19 protein-coding genes are annotated in these 20,922 nt (G+C 57.2%); 7 read left to right on the plus strand and 12 right to left on the minus strand.

What is annotated here, in order from left to right:
* Positions 1–630: rubredoxin (locus tag B3Q33_RS16585; protein WP_349677894.1), on the plus strand; the 630-nt coding region annotated here is incomplete at its 5' end.
* A gap of 51 nt (positions 631–681) precedes the next feature.
* On the opposite strand, the gene B3Q33_RS12980 is transcribed toward B3Q33_RS16585, so the two are convergent.
* On the minus strand, positions 682–1,710 hold the full coding sequence (locus tag B3Q33_RS12980) for an AraC family transcriptional regulator (RefSeq protein ID WP_272961614.1): 1,029 nt from the start codon (positions 1,708–1,710) through the stop codon (positions 682–684).
* Between the two features lie 165 nt (positions 1,711–1,875).
* On the opposite strand from B3Q33_RS12980, the gene B3Q33_RS12985 reads away from it, so the two are divergent.
* Positions 1,876–3,057: an alkane 1-monooxygenase gene (locus B3Q33_RS12985; protein WP_272961615.1), complete on the plus strand. Its 1,182-nt coding sequence runs from the start codon at positions 1,876–1,878 to the stop codon at positions 3,055–3,057.
* A 192-nt stretch (positions 3,058–3,249) separates the two neighbouring features.
* Positions 3,250–4,479, plus strand: a complete 1,230-nt coding sequence (locus B3Q33_RS12990; RefSeq protein ID WP_272961616.1) for a saccharopine dehydrogenase family protein — start codon at positions 3,250–3,252, stop codon at positions 4,477–4,479.
* Between the two features lie 169 nt (positions 4,480–4,648).
* Here B3Q33_RS12990 and B3Q33_RS12995 read toward each other — a convergent pair whose 3' ends face one another.
* Complete coding sequence (locus B3Q33_RS12995; RefSeq protein WP_272961626.1) at positions 4,649–5,410, minus strand: ABC transporter permease; 762 nt, start codon at positions 5,408–5,410, stop codon at positions 4,649–4,651.
* 5 nt (positions 5,411–5,415) lie between these two features.
* Positions 5,416–6,378, minus strand: coding sequence for an ABC transporter ATP-binding protein (locus tag B3Q33_RS13000; protein WP_084573413.1), 963 nt, complete (start codon positions 6,376–6,378; stop codon positions 5,416–5,418).
* 139 nt (positions 6,379–6,517) lie between these two features.
* Here B3Q33_RS13000 and soxR point away from each other — a divergent pair, with 139 nt between their 5' ends.
* On the plus strand, positions 6,518–6,967 hold the full coding sequence (soxR, locus tag B3Q33_RS13005) for a redox-sensitive transcriptional activator SoxR (protein WP_052042567.1): 450 nt from the start codon (positions 6,518–6,520) through the stop codon (positions 6,965–6,967).
* A 123-nt stretch (positions 6,968–7,090) separates the two neighbouring features.
* Entirely contained in the window at positions 7,091–8,107 is a 1,017-nt protein-coding gene (locus B3Q33_RS13010) for an isocitrate dehydrogenase (protein WP_272961617.1), read from the plus strand.
* 146 nt (positions 8,108–8,253) lie between these two features.
* Here B3Q33_RS13010 and B3Q33_RS13015 read toward each other — a convergent pair whose 3' ends face one another.
* From B3Q33_RS13015 to B3Q33_RS13040, 6 genes are all read right to left on the minus strand, one after another.
* Positions 8,254–9,900 carry a hypothetical protein gene (locus tag B3Q33_RS13015; RefSeq protein WP_272961618.1) on the minus strand — a complete coding sequence of 549 codons (1,647 nt, stop codon included), beginning with the start codon at positions 9,898–9,900 and terminating at the stop codon, positions 8,254–8,256.
* A gap of 135 nt (positions 9,901–10,035) precedes the next feature.
* On the minus strand, positions 10,036–11,208 hold the full coding sequence (locus tag B3Q33_RS13020; RefSeq protein ID WP_272961619.1) for a helix-turn-helix transcriptional regulator: 1,173 nt from the start codon (positions 11,206–11,208) through the stop codon (positions 10,036–10,038).
* A 64-nt stretch (positions 11,209–11,272) separates the two neighbouring features.
* Positions 11,273–12,226: a helix-turn-helix transcriptional regulator gene (locus B3Q33_RS13025; protein ID WP_272961620.1), complete on the minus strand. Its 954-nt coding sequence runs from the start codon at positions 12,224–12,226 to the stop codon at positions 11,273–11,275.
* A 129-nt stretch (positions 12,227–12,355) separates the two neighbouring features.
* Positions 12,356–13,447 carry a ferrochelatase gene (gene hemH, locus B3Q33_RS13030; RefSeq protein WP_272961621.1) on the minus strand — a complete coding sequence of 364 codons (1,092 nt, stop codon included), beginning with the start codon at positions 13,445–13,447 and terminating at the stop codon, positions 12,356–12,358.
* Positions 13,448–13,555: 108 nt separating this feature from the next.
* Positions 13,556–13,963, minus strand: coding sequence for an acyl-CoA thioesterase (locus tag B3Q33_RS13035; protein WP_035246228.1), 408 nt, complete (start codon positions 13,961–13,963; stop codon positions 13,556–13,558).
* 95 nt (positions 13,964–14,058) lie between these two features.
* Complete coding sequence (locus B3Q33_RS13040; RefSeq protein ID WP_272961622.1) at positions 14,059–14,832, minus strand: hypothetical protein; 774 nt, start codon at positions 14,830–14,832, stop codon at positions 14,059–14,061.
* 129 nt (positions 14,833–14,961) lie between these two features.
* On the opposite strand from B3Q33_RS13040, the gene B3Q33_RS13045 reads away from it, so the two are divergent.
* Positions 14,962–15,264, plus strand: coding sequence for a DUF1244 domain-containing protein (locus B3Q33_RS13045; protein WP_035246224.1), 303 nt, complete (start codon positions 14,962–14,964; stop codon positions 15,262–15,264).
* A 186-nt stretch (positions 15,265–15,450) separates the two neighbouring features.
* On the opposite strand, the gene B3Q33_RS13050 is transcribed toward B3Q33_RS13045, so the two are convergent.
* The 3 genes from B3Q33_RS13050 to B3Q33_RS13060 form a co-directional block, all read right to left on the minus strand.
* Positions 15,451–17,379 (minus strand): choice-of-anchor I family protein, encoded by a 1,929-nt coding sequence (locus tag B3Q33_RS13050; protein ID WP_272961623.1) that lies wholly within the window; start codon positions 17,377–17,379, stop codon positions 15,451–15,453.
* A gap of 192 nt (positions 17,380–17,571) precedes the next feature.
* Entirely contained in the window at positions 17,572–19,125 is a 1,554-nt protein-coding gene (locus tag B3Q33_RS13055) for a flavin-containing monooxygenase (protein ID WP_273010170.1), read from the minus strand.
* A gap of 71 nt (positions 19,126–19,196) precedes the next feature.
* On the minus strand, positions 19,197–20,123 hold the full coding sequence (locus tag B3Q33_RS13060; protein ID WP_035246221.1) for a reductase: 927 nt from the start codon (positions 20,121–20,123) through the stop codon (positions 19,197–19,199).
* Between the two features lie 147 nt (positions 20,124–20,270).
* Between B3Q33_RS13060 and B3Q33_RS13065 the strand changes: the two genes are divergently transcribed.
* Positions 20,271–20,882, plus strand: a complete 612-nt coding sequence (locus B3Q33_RS13065) for a TetR/AcrR family transcriptional regulator (RefSeq protein WP_272962612.1) — start codon at positions 20,271–20,273, stop codon at positions 20,880–20,882.
* Positions 20,883–20,922 lie beyond the last annotated feature (40 nt).

The following is a 20,922-nucleotide window of genomic DNA, read 5'->3' on the forward strand; positions in this document are numbered from 1 at the left end:
CAGTTATTACTTGAAACCGCGGAACACTACGGGCTGCTGCGCCAGAAGAAAGCCGACGGCCGCTATGAGCGTTGCGAACCAAGACACTCCTGGAACAGCAACCACATCGTGACCAACCTGTTCCTCTATCAACTGCAGCGCCATTCTGATCACCACGCCAACCCGACCCGGCGTTTCCAGGCGCTGCGCCACTTTGATGACAGCCCACAACTGCCCTCGGGTTATGCCTCCATGTTGATGCCGGCCTACATTCCTTTTGTCTGGTACCAGAAGATGGACCCGCTGGTATACCAGCACTACAAGGGTGACCTGACCCAGGCCAACCTGCAGCCGGGCAAACGGGAAAAGCTGCTGAAGAAATGGCAACAGCCGGCGGCGACCTATCACAGCGCCGACTCGGAACCGGATGTGGCGGAAGGCGCGGTGGCGGAAGCCCATCAGGCGGAGCAGGAAATCGACACCCCACACCAGTTCCAGTGCCCCAATTGCGGCTATGTGTATGACGAGAGTCGCGGCGAAGAAAAGGAAGGTTTTGCGCCGGGCACCCGCTGGCTGCAAATCCCCAATGACTGGCCGTGCCCGGATTGTGCGGTGCGCGAAAAAGTGGATTTTGTCCTCAGGAAACACTGAGAGGACAACCCCGGCGAACCTAAATATCCCCCCCGTGTACGCCGGGGTCTTTTACAGCGCCCCCTCCTTGCGCATGGCGAGAGGGGGCATTCCAAACCAGCGTCGAAAGGTTCGGCTGAAGTTGGATGTATCCTGGTAGCCAAGCTTTTCGGCGATGCGCTCTATGGGCAACTGGGTTTCCGTCAACCACCAGGCTGCCAACTCACTGCGCACATCATCCAGCAATTGCTGATAACGGGTGTCTTCCGCTTTCAACTTGCGGATCAGGGTGCGGGGCGACATGGCAAATTTTTCCGCCATGATTTCCAGGGAAGGGAACTCACCCTGACAATCCAGTAGCACCAGGCTGACCTGCTGACTGAACGGCCCGCCTTTTTCCAGTTGTTTGAGCTGGTGTTCACAATCACGAATGGCATTGCGGTGCATGGCCGGGTCTGCGGTCAGGCAAGGGGATGCCAGTTGCTCTGCTGGCACCTCAATCAGAAAGCACTCCGCATCAAACGCCACCGGACAGCCAAGCAAACGTTCATAGTGCTCCGCCCAGGCCGGGCGCTCGAAAGGCAGGTGGACCCGGGCGCCACGGGAGCGGCCGGTGGACACCGCATCCGTCATCTGGAAATAACTGCCCAGCAGGGCGCCGAGCAAAAATTCCCGGCAGTCGCCCAGGTCCGTTTGTTCCTTCAGCTGTAACCGGCCCCAGCCATCCTGCTCTTCAAAGGTTAGCTCGATCAGCTGCAGGCGCACCCCCACATAGCGGGCCACCACGGATAGCAGAGTGCGTATATCCGGCGCCGAGACCACCGCATAGCCCAGCGCGCCGTGCGATGACACCGGCGTATTGCCGCCAATCTTCACACCGATCCAGGGTTCCTGAGTCAACCGCAAGGCCCGACGGATCAACCGCGACAGCTGTTCCAGGCTGAGATAGCGATGCTCACTCAACAATTCCTGCCAGGCCAGCCGGGTACCGGAAAAGATATCCCCATCGCTGAAGCCTTCCCGCTTCAGGTGCGCGCAGAGCACACGGCTGTAGGTCGGATGAATGGCCGGCTTCAACCGGTCCATTTCCCCAAGCGCCATCGGATCCTCTTCTGTCAGTGAGTGAGTCCCTAGCCTACCCCTAAACGCCCTGTTTAATCTGTCACTTTATGACGATTTTTTGCCACCTCTAGGGGTGCTCGCCCCGGTCTTTCCGGAACACTATGAAGAAACTCAGATACCACCAATAACCAATGAGGTCATACCATGAGTCAAGCTGGCGTATTTGTCGGCCCTTCCGGCGTCGAGTACCGCGATCGCAAGCGGCACCTGTGGATTGTGTCTCTCTTTGTTCCGGGCACCGTTTTCCTCGGCCCGCTATTGGTGATGGCAACCGGAGAGCCCTGGCTGCTGTGGTTACCACTGGCATTCTATTATCTGGCTATTCCGCTGCTTGATATGCTGATTGGCCAGGACCGCAGCAACCCGCCGGAAGAGGTGGTGCCACAGCTGGAAGCCGACCTGTTCTATCGGCGAATGACCTATGCCCTGGTGCCGATCCTGCTGAGCGCGTACCTGTTCGGCATGTGGTTTGTTGGCACCCACTCACTTCCACTACATGGCATCATTGCCATGGTACTGCTCACCGGCACCATCTGCGGTGCCGCCGGTATCAACCTGGGCCATGAGCTGGGCCACAAGAAAACGCGCACCGAGCGCTGGCTAGCCAAGCTGGTACTGGCGCCGGTGGGCTACGGCCACTTCCCCATTGAGCACAACAAGGGCCACCATCGTGATGTGGCCACCCCGGAAGACCCGGCATCCTCTCGTCTGGGAGAATCCATCTGGAAGTTTGCCCTGCGGGAAATTCCCGGCACCATGAAGCGGGCCTGGCACCTGGAAAAAGCCCGGCTGCACAAGGAAGGCAAATCCGTGTGGTCCCTGGACAATGAGATTCTGCAACCGGGTGTGCTAAGCCTGATCATCTGGGGCAGCATCATCGCCCTGTTTGGCTGGAAAATGCTGCCCATTATTGCCGCCGCTACCTTGTGGTCCTACCTGCAGCTGACCTCCGCCAATTACGTGGAACACTACGGTCTTCTCCGCCACAAGGATGCCAATGGTCGCTATGAACGCACCCAGCCGCACCACAGCTGGAACAGCAACCATATGTTCTCCAACTGGGCGTCCTTCCACCTGCAGCGTCATTCCGATCATCACGCGCACCCCGCACGCCGTTACCAGAGCCTGCGTCATTTCGAGGGCCTGCCGACGCTCCCCAACGGCTACTTCGGTATGTTCCTGATCAGCTATATACCGCCGCTGTGGTTCAAGGTCATGGACCGACGCATGCTGGAACACGCCGGTTATGACGCCGCCAACATCAACTTTGATCCGGCACGGCGCGATGCACTGATTCGTAAATACCAGATCAAACAGACCACGTAGTCTGCACCGGGTATGGCATTTGCCCCACCCTCCTTGGTGGGGCTTTTTTTGTCGCGAACACCCGCTGTTTGGCAAAGGGTAGGGGTACTGAGCCTTTTCCCGGTTACGTTTACCCCTATCAATCCCTTAGGATAGGACCATCATTGGACAGTCGTTCCGATTTCGCTTTGCGTTCATTTCCAAGGAGTTCCCATGAGTGATGCACAGTTTGACGTGGTGGTGTTTGGCGCCACCAGTTTTGTCGGCCAGATTCTCTGCCAGTACCTCACTGACACTTATGGGGTGGATGGCGACCTGAAATGGGCGGCGGCAGGCCGATCCAAAGACAAGCTGGAACAGGTAAAGGCCCAGCTGGGCCAGGCCGGCAGCGCGCTGCCACTGCTCACCGCCGATGCCAACGACGACGCCAGCCTGGACAGCCTCTGCGCCCAAACCCGGGTAGTGGTGTCCACCGTGGGCCCTTACGCGCTCTATGGTGAACCCATGATTCGTGCCTGTGTAACCAGCGGCACCGATTACTGCGACCTGACCGGTGAAGTGCAGTGGATTGCCGCCATGCTGGAAGAATATGAAGACCAGGCCAAACAGAGTGGCGCCCGCATCGTGCACTGCTGCGGCTTCGATTCCATTCCCTCGGACATGGGCACCTACTTCCTACAGCAGCAGGCCCAGGCCCGCTTCAAGGCGCCCGCCACCCGCGTAAAAATGCGCGTAAAGGTCGCTAAAGGCGGCGTCTCCGGCGGCACAGTGGCGAGCATGATGAATATTGCCGAAGAAGCCGCAGGAGACCCGGCCCTGCGCAAGAAACTGGCCAACCCCTATCTGCTGTGTCCGCCGAATCATGGTTTCAATGCCCGTCAGGACAGCATCAGCATGCCGCGTAAGGATGAAGACTTCGATGCCTGGGCCGCGCCTTTCGTGATGGACGCCATCAACAGTCGTATCGTGCATCGCTCCAATGCACTCAACGGCAAGGCCTACGGCGACAACTTCACCTACAACGAAGCCATGCTGGCCGGACCGGGCATGGGCGGGCGCATGAAGGCCCTGGGTATCGGCACCGGCACCGGCCTGTTCTTCGCCGCCGCTGCCATCAAACCGACCCGCTGGCTGCTGAACAAGTTCGTGGTGCCACAACCCGGCGAAGGCCCCAGCCCGGAAGCCCAGAAAGCCGGCTTCTATGACATCCGCTTTTTCGGCGTTACCGACAACAACGACAGCATCCGCGTGAAAGTCACCGGCGATGCGGACCCGGGCTACGGCTCCACCGCCAAGCTGCTGGGCCAGGCGGCAGCCTGTCTGGCGCAGGATCTGCCTGCGGATGCCCCCGGCGGTTTCTGGACCACCGCGTCCCTGCTCGGCGACTCCCTGCTCAAGCGCCTACAGGAAAAAGCCGGCATGACCTTCAACGTGATCGACTGACACCTACCCGATAGCGGCTTCGGAACCACTGGGTTCCACCGCAACTGCCGAAACCTGGCGATATTAATAATAAAGAGGTAAGCAAAGAGGCCGCGCCCAATTTATGGGCGCGGCCTCTTTCGTTTCAGGAGCCAGGAACAGTATTCCTCAAGCTTTTAACTATTTACTGTTAACTCTTAAGCCGATATCCCGTCCGAAAGATCCACCACACCAGCGCGATACAGATCGCCAGGAAGAACAGGGTCATGCCGATGCTGATACCGATATGTACGTCAGCGCTGCCGAAGAAGCTGTAGCGGAAACCACTGATCAGGTAAACCACGGGATTGAAGAGAGTCACGGTTTGCCAGAACGGTGGCAGCATGCCGATGGAATAGAAGCTGCCACCCAGGAAGGTCAGCGGGGTGATGATCATCAGCGGAATGATCTGCAACTTCTCAAAGGTATCTGCCCAGATACCGATGATAAAACCGAACAGACTGAAGGTGATCGCAGTGAGCAGCAGGAAGCTGATCATCATCAGCGGGTGCTGCACCTCGTAGTCCACAAACAGCCTGGCGGTAATCAGGATCAGTATTCCCAGAATGGTGGACTTGGTGGCCGCTGCCCCAACATAACCGACGACGATTTCCACATAGGAAACCGGTGCCGACAACACTTCATAAATGGTGCCGGAGAACGTGGGCATGTAGATACCGAACGAGGCATTGGAGATGCTCTGCGTCATCAGCGACAGCATGATCAGGCCAGGAATAATGAAAGCCCCATAACTGACCCCGTCGATTTCCACCATGCGCGAACCGATGGCAGAACCGAACACCACAAAATACAGGGAGGTGGAGATCACCGGCGACGCCACGCTCTGCATCAGGGTGCGCCAGGTCCGCGCCATTTCAAATTTGTAGATGGCGCGAATGGAGTACATGTTCAATTTCATCAGACCTCTCCAGCTGAGCTGGCGTTTGCAGGTGCAGGCTGGCCGTTGTGGACCAGATCCACAAAAATATCTTCCAGTGAGCTTTGCCGGGAATGCAGATCCTTGAACTCGATGCCGGCCGCATTCAGAGCCCGCAGCAACTCGGCAATGCCGGTGGTTTCCTGGTTGGCGTCGTAGGTATAAACCAGCCCGTAGCCATCTTCCGACAGCGCCAGGGCGTCGTCATCCAGGGTGGCCGGCAGGCTTTGCAGTGGCTCGGCCAGGTGGACGGTGAGCTGCTTGCGGCCCAGCTTCTGCATCAGGCGGGCCTTGTCATCCACCAGAATGATTTTACCTTCACGGATAATACCCACCCGGTCAGCCATTTCTTCGGCTTCCTCGATGTAGTGGGTGGTAAGAATGATGGTAACCCCCTGCTCGCGGAGCTGGCGCACCATCTCCCACATCTCCCGGCGCAGTTCCACGTCCACCCCGGCGGTGGGCTCATCCAGAAACAGGATCTTGGGTTCGTGGGACAGGGCCTTGGCGATCATCACTCGCCGTTTCATACCGCCGGACAGCATCATGATCTTGTTGTCTCGCTTGTCCCACAGGGACAGAACCTTCAGCACTTTTTCGATATGGGCATCATTGCGGGGTTTGCCGAACAGGCCACGGCTGAAGCTCACCGTATCCCAGACCGTCTCGAAGGCATCCGTGGAGAGCTCCTGGGGCACCAGGCCGATGGCGGTGCGCGCTTCCCGATAGTCACGAACAATGTCGTAACCGTCCGCCAGCACGGTGCCACTGGAAGGATTGACGATGCCACAGATGATGCTGATCAGGGTGGTCTTGCCGGCACCATTGGGGCCCAGCAGGGCAAAAATCTCCCCGGCGTGAATATCCAGATTGATGTTCTTCAGGGCCTGAAAGCCTCCCTGATAGATCTTGTTCAGGTCTTTCACGGAAATGACAGCACTCACCACTTTCTCCTTCACTGGGCCCGTCGAGGAGCCTCATTATGCCCGAAATGGCACCCTCTCGCTGGCATCAACGATCAGAATTTGGCAGCATAAAACCTCAAGTTAGATTAAGGTCATCCAACATGTCCAAGGGATCCCCATGACGCTGACCTGTACAGACGATATCTTCAAGGCCCTGACCGTGGGCGAGGTCGCCGAACGCAGCGGCGTGGCTGTTTCAGCCCTGCATTTCTATGAGAAGAAAGGCCTGATCCAGAGCTCACGTAGCGCCGGCAATCAGCGCCGCTATCACCGTGATGTATTACGCCGGGTCGCCGTCATCAAGGTAGCCCAGCGCATCGGCATCCCGCTGGTGGAAATTGCCGAGGCTCTGGACGAACTGCCCGATGGCCGCAGCCCCACTGCCCGTGACTGGAAGCGCATGTCGGCCAAATGGCGCGGGCATCTGGACGAGCGCATCAATGATCTGACCGTGCTGCGCGACCAGCTCAATGAGTGTATCGGCTGCGGCTGCCTGTCCATCAAGGCCTGCCGACTACGCAATCCCTTTGACACCTTGTCCGAGAAAGGCCCGGGGCCGCATTTCTAGGGACTTTTCGCCCTTTCAGAGCCCCGGCCGGCAACCCTTCCGACCTTGGTCGGCATTCATTTTGCCATCTGCAGCGGGCACAATGTGATTCCTGCAACACCCTTTCCGCAATCAGGAGGCAGCATGAACAAGAACACCGTAACCGTTATTCCCGGCGACGGAATCGGACCGGACATCGTCGATGCCACGGTACGGGTACTGAAAGCCCTGGATTGCGGACTCGAGTTCGAATATGCCATTGCCGGTCAGGCCGCGCTGGACAAAGGACTGGATCTGGTACCGGAAGAAACCCTCGCCGTACTCCGCCGCAATCGCCTGGCCCTGAAAGGCCCCATCACCACGCCAGTGGGCGGTGGTTTCACGTCCGTGAACGTGACCCTGCGCAAAACCTTCGACCTGTTCGCCAACGTGCGCCCGGCCCTGTCCATTCCCGGGGTCAAATCCCGTTACGACAACGTGGACATCATGACCGTGCGGGAAAATATCGAGGGTATTTATTCCGGCCTGGGCCAGACGGTCAGCGACGATGGCGAAACCGCCGAACTACGCAGCCGCATCACCCGCACGGAATCCGAGCGTCTGCTGCGCTTTGCCTACGAGACGGCGGTAAAACAGGGCCGCAAGAAGGTCACTGTGGTGCACAAGGCCAATATCATGAAGTCCACCTCCGGCCTGTTCCTCGACGTGGCCCGCAAGGTGCGCGAAGACTATCCGCAGCTGGAGCATGAAGAAATGATCGTGGACGCCTGCGCCATGCAGCTGGCCATGAACCCCCATCGCTTCGATGTGATCGTTACCACCAACCTGTTCGGCGATATCCTTTCCGATCTGTGTGCCGGCCTGATCGGCGGCCTCGGCGTGGCTCCCGGCGCAAACATCGGCGAGCATGGCGGCCTGTTCGAAGCCGTGCACGGCAGCGCCCCGGACATTGCCGGCCAGGGCATCGCCAACCCAACTGCCATCATGCTGGCCGGGGCCCTGATGCTCGACTACATCGAGCTGCATGACAAGGCCAAACAATTACGTCGCACCGTGCGTCAGGTGGTAGGCGAAGGCGAAATCGTCACCCCGGATCTGGGCGGCCGTGCCAGCACCAGCGAATTTACCGATGAGCTGGTGAGAAGACTTCAGAGCCTTTAGTTATGGTCGTGCCATAGACAATGCTTAACCTCTTACCAAAGAGTTCGAGATCGGTCTATCGATGACGACTTTTTACAAAAGGCCTGCCAATAAATATAAAAAAGGGGACTGCTCGCCCCCTTTTTTACTTTAGTTTTTGCTAGGCATTATTGGGCAGGCGCATTTTCTTTAATCGGGCTTGACACATCACTCATGAAAAACCCGAGAAAACTCTCCGTACCACCATCCACATGACGAAAATCAACAAGCGCTGAATCAGAATCGCCGCTCTTGATGGGAGCAATTCTCCAGCTACCGGTGGATTGGTCAGGCATGGTTTCAATAAATACCAAGGTGCCGCTTTCTGTGGCTTCCCAGGGCGCATCAATGGTGCTTGATTCTTCGTCCTCGGTACCGGGAGAGAAGGTCATCGTGCCCGTGCCATCCGCGTTGAGAGAAATATTGGCATTGTCATCTTCGCCAACCAGATCAATGCTGAAGTCAATCTCCATCCCTTCCAAGAAGCCATCTTCCTCACGCTCGACAATAACAGTACTGGCGTTACCGTCAAGGTCCTCCAGCTCCACAGCGAAACGACCAACACGACTGAAACTAAAGGCTCCGTCCACTGCATGAGTAAAAGTCAGGTCACCCCACGGAGGGGTCTCATAGGACTCAAGTGCATTAGGGGAATCTGCATCATACAGACCACCCGGACCATCCGTTTCAACCTCAACATTGGTAATATTGAAAGCGTCACCGCTAACCGAATAGGTCCCCCACTCGGAAGAAACGGCTATCGGGGAGTCTCCCTCATAGGATTCCTCATTGGCATTGTGAGCGATGGTGTAGCGGGAACTGTCCAGAATGGTTAGCACATTGAAAGCGCCGCCCTCTTCTGCCAGGTACCAGGCCCCGACAAGGGAGTCCGTCGAGCTTTCAACCGCTGAAAACGTCACCGTGTTTTCCACAAACTGATCATCAGCCAGCTCTTCAGACACAGTAAGAATGAACTGATTATCAACTAACTGTAATGTTACAGTCTCACCTGACAGATCAGACAACCCACCAGTACCATCTGATTCGCCGGACACCGTAAGGGAGAAGTCGCCCGATACGGGATCCCAAGTGTATGTTCCCCATTCAGCAGTCGCTGCCTCTTGATCACCATCATCAGCATTCGAATGAGCAATGATATAGCGACCACCGTCCAGGAAACTCAATACATTGCTGCCAAAATCGTCTTTAAACAGCCAGCTTCCGCGCAAATCCGCCTGCTGAGAGGCGGCGAAATGCGCCTCGGCCTCTTCTTCGGTTACCAGGGTCTCGCCGATAGCCGTTTGCGCCTCGGTCTCAAAGGCGGCAGCAGGCTGATTAACTTCCACCTCCTTGCCAATAAAGTCATCAAGGGTTTGCTGGCTAATGGAAATGCCGTTGTCAGGATTGCCGTCATCATCCAGGGTCTGAAGCAAGCGCAGCACATTGGTGACAACATCCGCATCGTTGCCATCAGCCATATCCGCTGGCGTGACGCGCCCGGTCGCCGTTACGGCGGGCAACTGAGTATCACCGATCCTGAAGGTGACGGTGTCCCCTTCGACATAGTCGTATTCCCCAAACGCATTGGTCTTGCCACTCTTGTTGCCTGGCTGGGTCTGGTACTGGATGCCCGCTACCGCACTATCCGTGAATACACCCGTTTTAGAAGGCGCCTCTGGCTCAGTGCTGCCATTACCGCCAGACGATGATCCGCCACCACCACAGGCCGTCAAGGTCACGGCCAGCGCCAAGGCTCCATACTGGAATGTTTTCATTATCCCTCCGGTTTTTTTAACAGTAGCACTAGGCTAGTCAAGCCACTCGCGCCGCACATCCCCCAAATTGGGGATAAGCATTCACTCACCGTAAAACCGTTTTTTGCATTATTGAAAGGGAATAAAAAAAGAGAATCAGCCTACACTTGATAGCAGAAAAGGAACGCGGGGCTGGTGGACCTGTCGTTGCACAGGGAGAGCCCTGACTAGCTTGGTAAGCTGGGCCTGACTGGTGATATCGGTCTTGATAAAGATGCTCTTTATCTGACTACGTATCGTGTGCAGTGAAACATTGCCACTAGCGGCAATATCCGCCGGCTTTTCGCCCTGCGCAACCCGGGCCGCAACACGCGCTTCCGCCGGGGTAAGATCCAGCAAGGAGGCGAGTTTGCCAAGATCCATCTGCGACTGCTGTTCACCATCCACCAGATAGATAGCCACGTGGGCAGGAACCGGCATCAGGCCGCTGTCTGCATCCGGGTGCAAGGGCATGACCTGCATGAGCAAGGGCGTGCGCCCGTAACGCCAAACCGGGACGACGCCGCCGGTGACCGGGGTATGCACATGACTGTCATCGAAAGAAGCGACGAGCAGCCTGTCCAGCAGATCTTGTGCGGCCTTGTCCTGTAGGCGAAGTTTTCTGGCGTGCATGCGAAGAGAGGGTTCCGCACGTAGCATTTCCCAAGCGGACTCGGAGGCGTACACCACCTCTTTGCGAGCATTGAGCAACAACATGGAACTGAACCGGCCCTGTTGCTCCAGATAATCCTGTTGCTGTTTACGCTGGTGAATCATCGCCTCAAGCCGAAGAGCACGGCGGATATGTGGCGTCAGGGCATTGAAGGCATTGGTCTCGTCACGGGTAAAATGACCCTGGCCACCGGTACGCTGCATAAACATCTGTATGGTCTGGCCTTCGTGCTGCCAGACGGTTCCACTGGCGCCATGGTGAATATCCAGCCCACGGGCCCAGTCATTGAAAAATTCGGACCGGTAGAAGGTTTTCTGGTCGCAGATACCATCCAGAAACGAGGAATAGAATTTACCCGGCGGCAGCGAAGCCAATCCGGGTCGCCAGGGGCAAAGATTCACATAATGTTCTACAAAGGCCTTGTGAGCACTGGCATCGGTATTGACCTGCACGCCGTTGAACACTTGGTCGGCATCCTTGTTCATCACCAGGATTCGCGCCGAACGACTGCCAGACAAGCTCACCATCCGGTTTAGAAACTCCTGCCAGCCGGATGCTTCATAGGGTGCGTAATAGAGGGCATCCAGCAACGCATTCAGCCCTTTGCCAACAAACATAAATCGCCTCTTTCACCCTCTGTTCAATGGCAACATTACAAGATTATCGCCTCTATTTGATGCTTTATACCGGCAAGTTAAGCACCAGCGCCGTCAGCTGTGACTGGGAATGCGCCCCGGTCTTACGATAAATATTTTTGATGTGATGGCGGACGGTGTGCACAGAAAGGCTCAGCTGATCAGCAATTTGCCTTGGCTTTTGACCGCGCGCAATTCCATTGGCAATCCGCGACTCCGACTCGGTCAACCCCAGCCACTGTCCAATCAACTCTTCTTCACTGTTTCCCTCGCCCGGGTCCGCAACGATAAAGATCGCCAGTAACCCATGTGACAGAAACAAGGCTTCATCCCGATGCTGTACCGTGCTGACCAATAATCGCATGGACTCCTTACCGGCGTCGCCAATGTTCACCATCCCGGTGTATTTTCGCGTTAGGCATTCCTGTATGAGAGTATCCAGCTCAGCCTGAGACTGTCGACGGAACACTCTCAGGCGACTTGCTTCGAGCCTCACCGAGGCTGTTTCCATTAATTGTTTCTCTGCTTCCGTGGACACGAAAACCACATCTCGCTGACCGTCCAGAAGCAGCATGGCTCCCTGTTTTTGCCGGTAGACCGCCATCTGACGATCGTCTATCAGTCTGGCGGCCTCCTCCTGACGCAGTGCTCTGGCAATGTGCGGCATCAGCCCTTCAATCAATTCCTTTTCAGCGCCCCCAAACCCACCCTGCTCTGCTGGACGCTGCACAGTCAGCACCAGTAGTGCATCGCCCGCATCATGGCGAACATCACACAGGGTGAGCGCTTGCCCGCCATGATTACGGGACTCTGCGAGGGAGCGGGGACTCTGATAACAGCCCATTCGCTGGTGGTTCTCCTTGTCCAGCATCAACAGTTGAGCGGATTGCCCGCCGCTCAATACACTGATCCGGTCCAGGCAATCCTGCCATCCATCCCTTTGATGCGCCGCGAAGTAAATCGCGTCCATAATCTCTGCCAGATCCTTGTCACTCGACACCCCAGGCCCCTCCCTATCTCTTGGAATTCAGAGTAATTTGGCAGCGCTATCCGCGCATCCCCCAAATGGGGGACCGATAGCAAAACGCCCGCATAAGCGGGCGTTTGAGGCAAGAGAGGGCGATATGGGCTAGCGGTCCGCGCCCTGTTGGCGGGCTCGATGCTGTCGCTCGCTCAGGCCCACGGCATCATTTTCCGGCAATTCCCAGCCCTGCAGATTCTCTTCAATCAACTGGGTGAGCGCATCCAGGTGGCCAGGCTGAGCATTCAATGCCGGGATATAGGCAAACGCTTTTCCGCCGGCTTCCTCGAAATAGCCACGGTTCTCCACGTCGATTTCCTCCAGGGTTTCCAGACAGTCAGAAGAAAAGCCCGGGCAGAACACCTGCACGGATTTCACTCCCTCCTCCGGCAACGCCATGAGGGTGTGATCGGTGTAGGGCTTCAGCCATTCCTCACGGCCGAAGCGGGACTGGAAGGTGGTGAGCCAGTCGTCGTCGCCCAGCCCCAGGCGCTCCGCCAGCAGCCGTGAGGTCTTGTGGCATTCACAGAAGTAGGGGTCGCCATTGAGCAGGTATTTTTTCGGTACCCCGTGGTAGCTAAAAATCAGCTTGTCTGCCGTGCCGTGTTCGGCGCGAAAGGCCTCAATGTGTTTGGCCATGGCATTGATGTAGGGCGGGTAATCCGGGTAATGGCTGATAAAGCGCAAGTCCGGCAGCCAGCGCCGCTGCATGAAGTCCTTGGCAATAGCGTCGAAGGTGGACGCATTGGTAGAGGCCGAGTACTGCGGATACAGGGGCAGCACGACCAGCTTGCGCACGCCGGCCTCTTCCATGGCCTGCAACTGGCTGGCGATGGAGGAGTTGCCGTAACGCATGGCAAAGCGGACCTCGATGTCGTCTCCGAACTGGCTCTGCAGTCGCTCACGGATGCCCGCACACTGGGCTTCGGTGTGCACCATCAGCGGCGAGCCCGCATCCGTCCAGACACTTTTATAGGCATGGGCGGAACGCGGTGGGCGGATCACCAGAATCACCATGTGCAGTATGAAAAACCAGATCAGCCGGGGGACTTCCACCACCCGCGGATCGGACAGGAATTCGCGCAGATAACGGCGCAGGGCACCAGTCTCCGGTGCATCCGGCGTACCCAGATTCGTGACCAGCACTCCCAGTTTCTGTGCCTGGCGGTGATCAAAATTGTTCTGCCCCTGATAAGCCATCCATTCCTCGCTGCCGTTACGTTGGGGGATCAGTGTGACCGGTAGTGTAGCGCTGCGGCGTCAAGGTGACATACGCGCCATGACTATCGGTCTGATCAGAACCGGAAATTACAGGGTCTCTGCCAGCTCTCCCTGATGCTCGCTCAGTACCTGGCGAAACTCGTCGGGGATCGGCGCCGAGGCCTGTTTGTCGTGCTCGAAGTAGACCTGCACCGCCTTGCCCCGGGCCACCAGTTTGCCGTTCTGCCAGGCCTGCTGGGCCACCACGAAGGAGCTGTTGCCGATTTTCTCAATGCCAGTGCGCAACAACACATCACTGCCGTAATAAATCTGACCGACGAAATCCACTTCTACCCGGGCCAGAATCAGTGGCAGCGCTGACGGATCACTGCCGCCCCCGAACAACTGGAACAGGGGCGCCCGCCCGGTTTCAAACCAGCCGGTGACAACGGTGTTGTTCACATGACCAAAGGCATCGGTTTCGTAAAAGCGGGGCGTGACGGTGAGTTCAAACATGGGGACGCTCTCATGGGGACTGCGGGGGCGTCATGATACCCGAGACGCCCCCCGGCCTGAATCTTTAGCAGCACCCGGGCCGGCAAGTCGTCATCTTATTCCCCACGCAAACTGGCCAGGGCCTTTTTGCGACGATCCACTTCTTCGCCAAGGCTGTCTCGGGCGGCTTCCTGCTCTTCCACCCGCTCAATCAGGGCTTCCACCTCCTGGCTGGCCTTTTCCATGGGCTCACCCAGTCCACCGACAGCTTCGGCGTTTTCTTCCAGCACAGCCAGTTCGGCCCGTGCCGCCATCAACTGCACCTGGATCTGCCGCAGGGTGTGATCCGCTTCCGCCAGGGCGGACAGGCTGTTATCCAGCTTCGCCTCCAGCTCCTTTTCCAGCTCAGCGAACTCATCACTGTCTTCGGCAATGACCTGCCAGCCTTCAAAGCGGCGCTCGAAATCGTCTGCCACCATACCGCGAGGCAGAACCTGTTCATCCAGCGTGGTCACCATGTTTTCTTCACCATTACCGCTGATGACCTGTACAGAAGCGGTCAGCTCCCGCTCTTCACCCGACTCCATGGCCGTGCGGGTAACCACGCGCTGGCCGATGTCATCCACATAGCGAACTTCGCGCAACGGGCTCTGCAGAGCCAGCACGGCCTCCACCTTGTAGGTGGTAATTTCTTCGGGGCCGGTCTGGTTTTTTTTCTGGTCTGCGATATCCAGATCAGCTACCTGCCAGTAACCCAGCTCCCGGGTTTGCAACGCCTGGTCGATGGCTGCTGCCAGGCGTTTTTCCTCGCTATTCATGCCGCAACTGACGAGCAGCCACGCTGCTGCCAAAAACAGACCGACAATCGCTGCGCCTCGTTTCAATGACATCACCCTTCCTCCATGCGGATTTCAATATGGGTATCCCAAGTATGCCCTATAGTATGCACGGTAAGGGGCCAACGTCGACGCCCGCCGTGTACAGACCGTATCATGGCTCCCCCATTGCAGGAGAAGCCCATGACTACGCTGGATACGGCCACACGCACCGAACTGGAAGCCGCCGCCTTTCGCCGCTTGCTGCAGCATCTGGATGATCACAAGGAAGTGCAAAATATTGATCTGATGATACTGGCGGACTTCTGCCGTAACTGCCTGTCAAAATGGCTGGTTGCCTCTGCGGATGAGCGTCAGGTGACACTGGATTACGACGCCGCAAGGGAATGGGTATACGGCATGCCCTTCGCCGATTGGAAAGCGCAATACCAGACACCGGCTACCCCGGAACAACTGGCAGCGTTCGAGGCCAAACAGAAAAATTGATCGTGGAAAGCGGCAAGCCGCCGCATGTGGAGAGCCTTGCCCCAAACGGGATGATATGACTCCGCGCGGCAATGCAATAAACAAGCGCCCAAAGTGCGTGAAAGGCTGTATTGCACAGCCTTCCACGCGTTATAGCTTGTAGCTTGAAAGGCAGCCCACAGGCCGCCTCGATATAGCTAACGAGCATTACTCCTCGTCGAATAGCATTTCCACCTGGTAGACAGCGGTGGTACCACTGACTTCGTTACCCACCACCAGCAACGGCATGCCATTGGGGGAATCGGCGGCGGCGATGAACACCAGCCCTTCCGGTCCCAGATCCCCCACCACGGCGCCCACATCGCTTTCTGCCAGCAGTCCATCATCGATCAGGTCTTCGATATCCTCGCCATCACCGCCGCCGCCCCAGAAGTTGCGGCTGTTCAGGTAATCCAGCCGCTGGGGCTGCTGCGGATCGGTAATGTCATAGACCAGGATCCCGCCCATGCGCTCCAGGGCCAGGAACAGGAAGGTCTTGTCGCCGATGGCGCCGATGGTCAAACCTTCCGGCTCAGGGCCCTTGGCATCACTGCGGCTGTCCATGGCATTGATTTCATCATGGCCACTGTTGAAGTAATCCTGGCAGGCAATGCTGCGGTTGGTGCCCAGCCGACATTCATCGCTGGCCAGGAACTGTTCGATGGCATCACCGCTATCGAATACCAGGTTGCCGTTTTCATCCCGGATGGAGAAGGAGCGACCCCCATAGCTGTACAGGGTGTCATACATGATGCGGGTTCCGGCTTCATCTGCCTCTCCCGCATCGTTATACATCACAGGATTACCAGCTTCGTCGACCTTGTAGCCCTGAGTCCAGGTAATATTGAGACGGCCCAGCACATCGTCTTCACGGCAATCCCCGGGATCACCGGCGGTGGCGCCGCAGTAATCGAACACCGCCGGATCCAGCAGCGCACCGGCACCCAGTTCACGCAGCTGGGGAGGTAAATCGTCACCACAACGACGGTCGAAACCACTCTTATGCACCAGATGTTTGACGCGAAATTCTTCCACGAATCCCTGACTAGCATCACCGGCGCAACCTTCGCCCTCTTCACCCCAGTAAGCATCGTTATCTTCGCCCCAGGCACGAGCGTCGCCTTCGTTGGCAGTGACCAGATAGGTACTGCCATCAGCGCGGTAAGCATGAATGGCATCAGGCAGGTACAGGCCCACTACCCCTTCCCAGGTCTGGATGTTGATCTCTTGATCGTCATCGCTGGCATCAATGCCGAAGCCTTCCACGCTGCGATCGATTTCTCCCAGCGGGAGGATACCGGTAACGGTAGCCGTCTCGATATTGACCTTGGCCAGGGCATTATTTTCCTGCAGGGTCACCCAGGCGGTTGTGCCATCGGCGGACACGGCGATGTATTCCGGTTCCAGATCCTTGGCCACATCCGCGCCGGGACCATAGATACGCACGCCACTGCTGCGCAGTGTGTCCGCATCAAATGCACTGAAATCCGCCGTGCTAACCTGAGGGTCTTGCGGGTTGCTGATATCGATAATGCTGATGGAGCCATCCGGATCGATCTGATAATCATCGCTGGGCTCCCCTTCATTAGCGGTAAGCACCTTGCTGCCATCCGGGGTGAAGATAATCATGTCCGGCTGAGCACCCACTTCTACACTACCGAGCAGGCTGAGGTCATCGGCACGATACAAGGCGGCAAAGCCGTTATCGGTTTTCGGGTCGGCCTCAATGGCGATCGCCACCAACCCATTTTTCACCGCCACGCTGTTGACCACCGCACCGGCAGCAACCTCTTCAACGCCCAGCGACGCGATCAAGGCAGGCTTGGCCGGGTTGCTCATATCCAGCACATCGAGCACTCCCAGCCTGGCGTTGACCACGAACAGGCGCTGGCTGGCACTGTCATAGGCTGGAATTTCAGCAGCAGAGGTATCGAAACTGCCGGACTCGTAGCGGCTCAGAAAGGACAAGCGCAGGCTATCCGGCGTCTTCACTTGCTCGCCACCCGCAGCAGGATTGTTATCGCTGCTGTCACCGCCACAGGCAGTCAAGGCAGTCGCCAGCAGTACGCCGGCGCCCAGGCTATACCAGGATGTCATTGTGAATTCCCCAATGGTTCGTGTTATTTGTTGATCAGTGAACCTGGGGTTATAGCCGGGCGGGATGAAATCGATGCGACAGTAGCGTGATGATTTTATGGCAGAAGCAGGAAGCTGCGCCAGAACATGACCTTGGCCGCAAAAAAAACGCGACCAGAGGCCGCGTTCACCGGAAGAAACCAGACCAGGAGGTCAGACGGCTTCGTAATCGCGCTCTTCAAATTCCGACATCTGGGCCGCGTACTGGGTAGCAAAACCCGGATACATGGTGGCATTGAAGCCATCCTCGGTCAGATACCAGCTTTTGCAGCCGGAGTTCCAGTTGGTTCGGGCCAGGCGCTTTTGTATTGCCCTGTTGTGTCGGCGCTGAACGTCTTCTTTCACGTCCAGCATTTTCAGATCGTTTTCGATAATTTTCCGGATGCCTTTCACCGCATAGTCGAGCTGGGATTCCATGTACACCAGCGCCGAGTTATGGCCGGGTCCCGAGTTGGGTCCGAAAGTCATGAACAGGTTCGGGTAACCGGACACATTGATGCTCTTGTAGGCCTGGGCTCCGCCCTGCCACTCTTCCCCCAGCACCCGGCCGGCACGGCCTTTCACCCGGAACGGCGTGCCGGAATGACTGACGTCGAAACCAGTAGCAAAGACAATACAGTCCACCTGATGCTCGATGCCTTCCACCGTCCGGATACCCTTTTCGCTGAGGCGGGCAATGGGCCAGGTGATCAGTTTGGCATTATCTTTCTGCAGGGCCGGGTAGTAGTCGTTGGAGACCAGCACCCGCTTGCAGCCGATGGTGAAATCCGGAGTCAGCTGGCGACGTAGCCAGCGATCTTTCACCTGGCGACGCAGATGCAGGCGCGCCACCCGTTCGGCAATACGCGTCAGCGGTGACTTCCAGATAACAGCCAGCGCCATGCTCTCATGGGTCCAGTAGAGAAGATTGCGCATGGCCTGCTGACTGGCTGGCAGTTTTTCAAACAGCTTCTTGTTCCAGGCGGGCGTGGCAAAATCCGGGCGCGGCATCACCCAGCCCGGAGTGCGCTGAAACACTTTCACGTGGCCCGCCTGTTTCACCAGTTCGGGAATAATCTGGATGCCGCTGGCGCCGGTACCGATGACAGCCACTTTCTTGCCGGTAAAATCGTACTCGTGATCCCAGCGGGCGCTGTGAATCTTGTGGCCCGTGAAATCCTCGATGCCGGTAATGGCCGGGAAGCTGCAGTTGGACAAGGGGCCTTGAGCCATCACCGCGGCCCGCCCGGCAAACTGCTCACCTTTGTCGGTGGTGGCGGTCCAGATGCCTTTCTTTTCATCAAAGGATAGGTCTTCCACATTTTTCTCGAAACGGATGTGCGATTCCAGCCCAAACTCGGCCACCAGATGGTGGATATAGCCGAGAATTTCCTCGCTGCCCGAGAAGCTCCGTGACCAGTTCGGGTTGGGCGCAAACGAATAGGAATACAGATTGGAGGGAATATCGCAGGCGGCCCCGGGGTACTGATTGTCCCGCCAGGTGCCGCCCACCGCACTGGCTCGCTCCAGAATCACGATATCCTTGATGCCTGCCTGCTTCAGACGAATGGCCATCCCCAGGCCGGCAAAGCCCGCCCCCACAATCAATACGGCGGCCGGCTTTACCGCTGGTGCTTTCTTTGCCGCCGGGCGTTTTCCCGTGGCGGAGCGTTTGCGGGTCGCCGCCTTGCGTGGGGCCTTTTTCGGGGAGGCAGAGGACGTAGTCATAACAGAATCTCTTCAGCAATCAGGTGGCCGCGCCATGTGCCGGGTGCACATGGCGCGCCGTCATGGCGATATCAGGCAGTGGGCTGGTAGGTCAGCTCTTTCACCCAGGAAGGCACAGCAGGCAGCGCCCGGCGCGGAATCAGACCGGTCAGTTTGACCATGCCATCCACAGGCACGTGATAGGCACGGTTACGCCGATTCACCACAAGCTTGGCGTGCTGGCGAATGACCTGGAACCAGGGGTTACGACGGCCATCTTCGGTACGGCCACCAATTTTTTCGAACTTGGCCATGGCCGCATACAGCCGCTCTTCCGGCAGCCCCATGGTAATAATGTTGTCGCGCATTTTATTGAGCAGCGGCACATAGGAGGCGATGCCCAGCATCAGACGCGGATCCAGTAACGGTGCCAGCATTTTGGTGGCACCAATAAAGGTTTTCCCGCGGCCCTGCATTTCCATCACACTGAAGCCGACGCCCAGATGACGGGACTCATCGTCGTTGATCTTTTCGAACGCCTGGTGGCAAACCGGATCTTTCACCGTCTCCAGCAGGAAGGTACACAAGGCACCGTCCAGGGCAATTTCCAACATCGGCACCACCGTGCCCAGCACATACACCGGCATGTCATCGCTGTAACGATCCAGCCATTCAATCACCAGACGCAGATTGATGTTGGGCTCGGGAATTTCATCACCCTCAAGCATGCCCCAGCGCTTCATCAGTGCCATCTCGGCATTGGCATGGCGCTGTTCTTCCGCATGAAAGTAGGTGTAGATCTGGCGCAGGGTATCGGTGGGGGCTTTCTTGGCCATGGCGGCAAATGCCCGGGCACCCACGTGCTCAATCCACATCAGGTCGGCCATGAAATCTTTCAGCTTGGGCCACTGCTCTTCGGTAATCAGTTCGGCACCCGGGGCGTCCCAGTCGATATCCGACAGGGCCCACTGGGTGCTTTTGATTTTGGTCAGCATTTTGTCCAGATCGATGGAAGCCATGATGCACTCCTTACGGATTATTCTGCGAGTTGAACGAGGGGCCCGGTCTGCCCGGCGCACCGTTACTGGTGACAAAATTATTTACTGTCACATTGGTTGATGTAACAATAAAGCGAATGCTCGTTCGGATTCAACTCGGATAACCTGATGGCTCGCAAACCCAAACAACAACGCTCCAAAGCCACCGTGGACGCCATTGTCCAGGCCGCCCTGATCTCCATTGCCAATCACGGGCCGAGCGGCATCACCGCCCGGCAAATCGCAGAGAAGGCCGGAATCGGCGTGGGGTCACTCTATGAATATTTCGAAGACAAGGACGCCATCATCGATGCGGCCAGCAAGCGCTTTGTCAGCGATACCGTTGACCTGATCAAGCCGCTGATCCCGGAACTGGTGCGTCTGGACATTCGCGAGGCTATCGAGAAATTGCTGTTCAGCTTTCGCGACTTTCTGGAAGAGAACAATCAGCTCTACCTGCGCTGCGCCCGCCACGCCTTCAGCATGGACATGGTGATTTACCAGTCACCGATCAATAGCGCCCTCATGGAGCTTTTCACCCAGTACCTGATGCATCATCCGCAGCTGCTTAAACTGCCGAATATTCCCACCGTGGCTTATTTCTATATTAATGGCGGCATTTTCACTGTGGTCAGGCATCTCTCCGAGGACAATCCGATACAAAGCTTTGAGGAGCTGGCAACAGTGTTCGGGGACATTCTCGCCAGCTACGTGGAGAAGAAGGTGGAAGCCGCAGGGTAAATCCATCCGGCAAAAGGGCTGCCGCAGCCCGGAAAGCATG

The organism is Alcanivorax sp. UBA3183, assembly GCF_002364155.1.
In the GTDB taxonomy this organism is placed as follows: domain Bacteria; phylum Pseudomonadota; class Gammaproteobacteria; order Pseudomonadales; family Alcanivoracaceae; genus Alcanivorax; species Alcanivorax jadensis.

Excerpts from the sequence above, each read along its gene's own strand:
- B3Q33_RS12980 (WP_272961614.1), bottom strand. The coding sequence starts at position 1,710 with ATGGCGCTTGGGGAAATGGACCGGTTGAAGCCGGCCATTCATCCGACC.
- B3Q33_RS12985 (WP_272961615.1), top strand. The coding sequence starts at position 1,876 with ATGAGTCAAGCTGGCGTATTTGTCGGCCCTTCCGGCGTCGAGTACCGC.
- B3Q33_RS12990 (WP_272961616.1), top strand. The coding sequence starts at position 3,250 with ATGAGTGATGCACAGTTTGACGTGGTGGTGTTTGGCGCCACCAGTTTT.
- soxR (WP_052042567.1), top strand. The coding sequence starts at position 6,518 with ATGACGCTGACCTGTACAGACGATATCTTCAAGGCCCTGACCGTGGGC.
- B3Q33_RS13010 (WP_272961617.1), top strand. The coding sequence starts at position 7,091 with ATGAACAAGAACACCGTAACCGTTATTCCCGGCGACGGAATCGGACCG.
- B3Q33_RS13015 (WP_272961618.1), bottom strand. The coding sequence starts at position 9,900 with ATGAAAACATTCCAGTATGGAGCCTTGGCGCTGGCCGTGACCTTGACG.
- B3Q33_RS13020 (WP_272961619.1), bottom strand. The coding sequence starts at position 11,208 with ATGTTTGTTGGCAAAGGGCTGAATGCGTTGCTGGATGCCCTCTATTAC.
- hemH (WP_272961621.1), bottom strand. The coding sequence starts at position 13,447 with ATGGCTTATCAGGGGCAGAACAATTTTGATCACCGCCAGGCACAGAAA.
- B3Q33_RS13035 (WP_035246228.1), bottom strand. The coding sequence starts at position 13,963 with ATGTTTGAACTCACCGTCACGCCCCGCTTTTACGAAACCGATGCCTTT.
- B3Q33_RS13040 (WP_272961622.1), bottom strand. The coding sequence starts at position 14,832 with ATGTCATTGAAACGAGGCGCAGCGATTGTCGGTCTGTTTTTGGCAGCA.
- B3Q33_RS13045 (WP_035246224.1), top strand. The coding sequence starts at position 14,962 with ATGACTACGCTGGATACGGCCACACGCACCGAACTGGAAGCCGCCGCC.
- B3Q33_RS13050 (WP_272961623.1), bottom strand. The coding sequence starts at position 17,379 with ATGACATCCTGGTATAGCCTGGGCGCCGGCGTACTGCTGGCGACTGCC.
- B3Q33_RS13055 (WP_273010170.1), bottom strand. The coding sequence starts at position 19,125 with ATGACTACGTCCTCTGCCTCCCCGAAAAAGGCCCCACGCAAGGCGGCG.
- B3Q33_RS13060 (WP_035246221.1), bottom strand. The coding sequence starts at position 20,123 with ATGGCTTCCATCGATCTGGACAAAATGCTGACCAAAATCAAAAGCACC.
- B3Q33_RS13065 (WP_272962612.1), top strand. The coding sequence starts at position 20,271 with ATGGCTCGCAAACCCAAACAACAACGCTCCAAAGCCACCGTGGACGCC.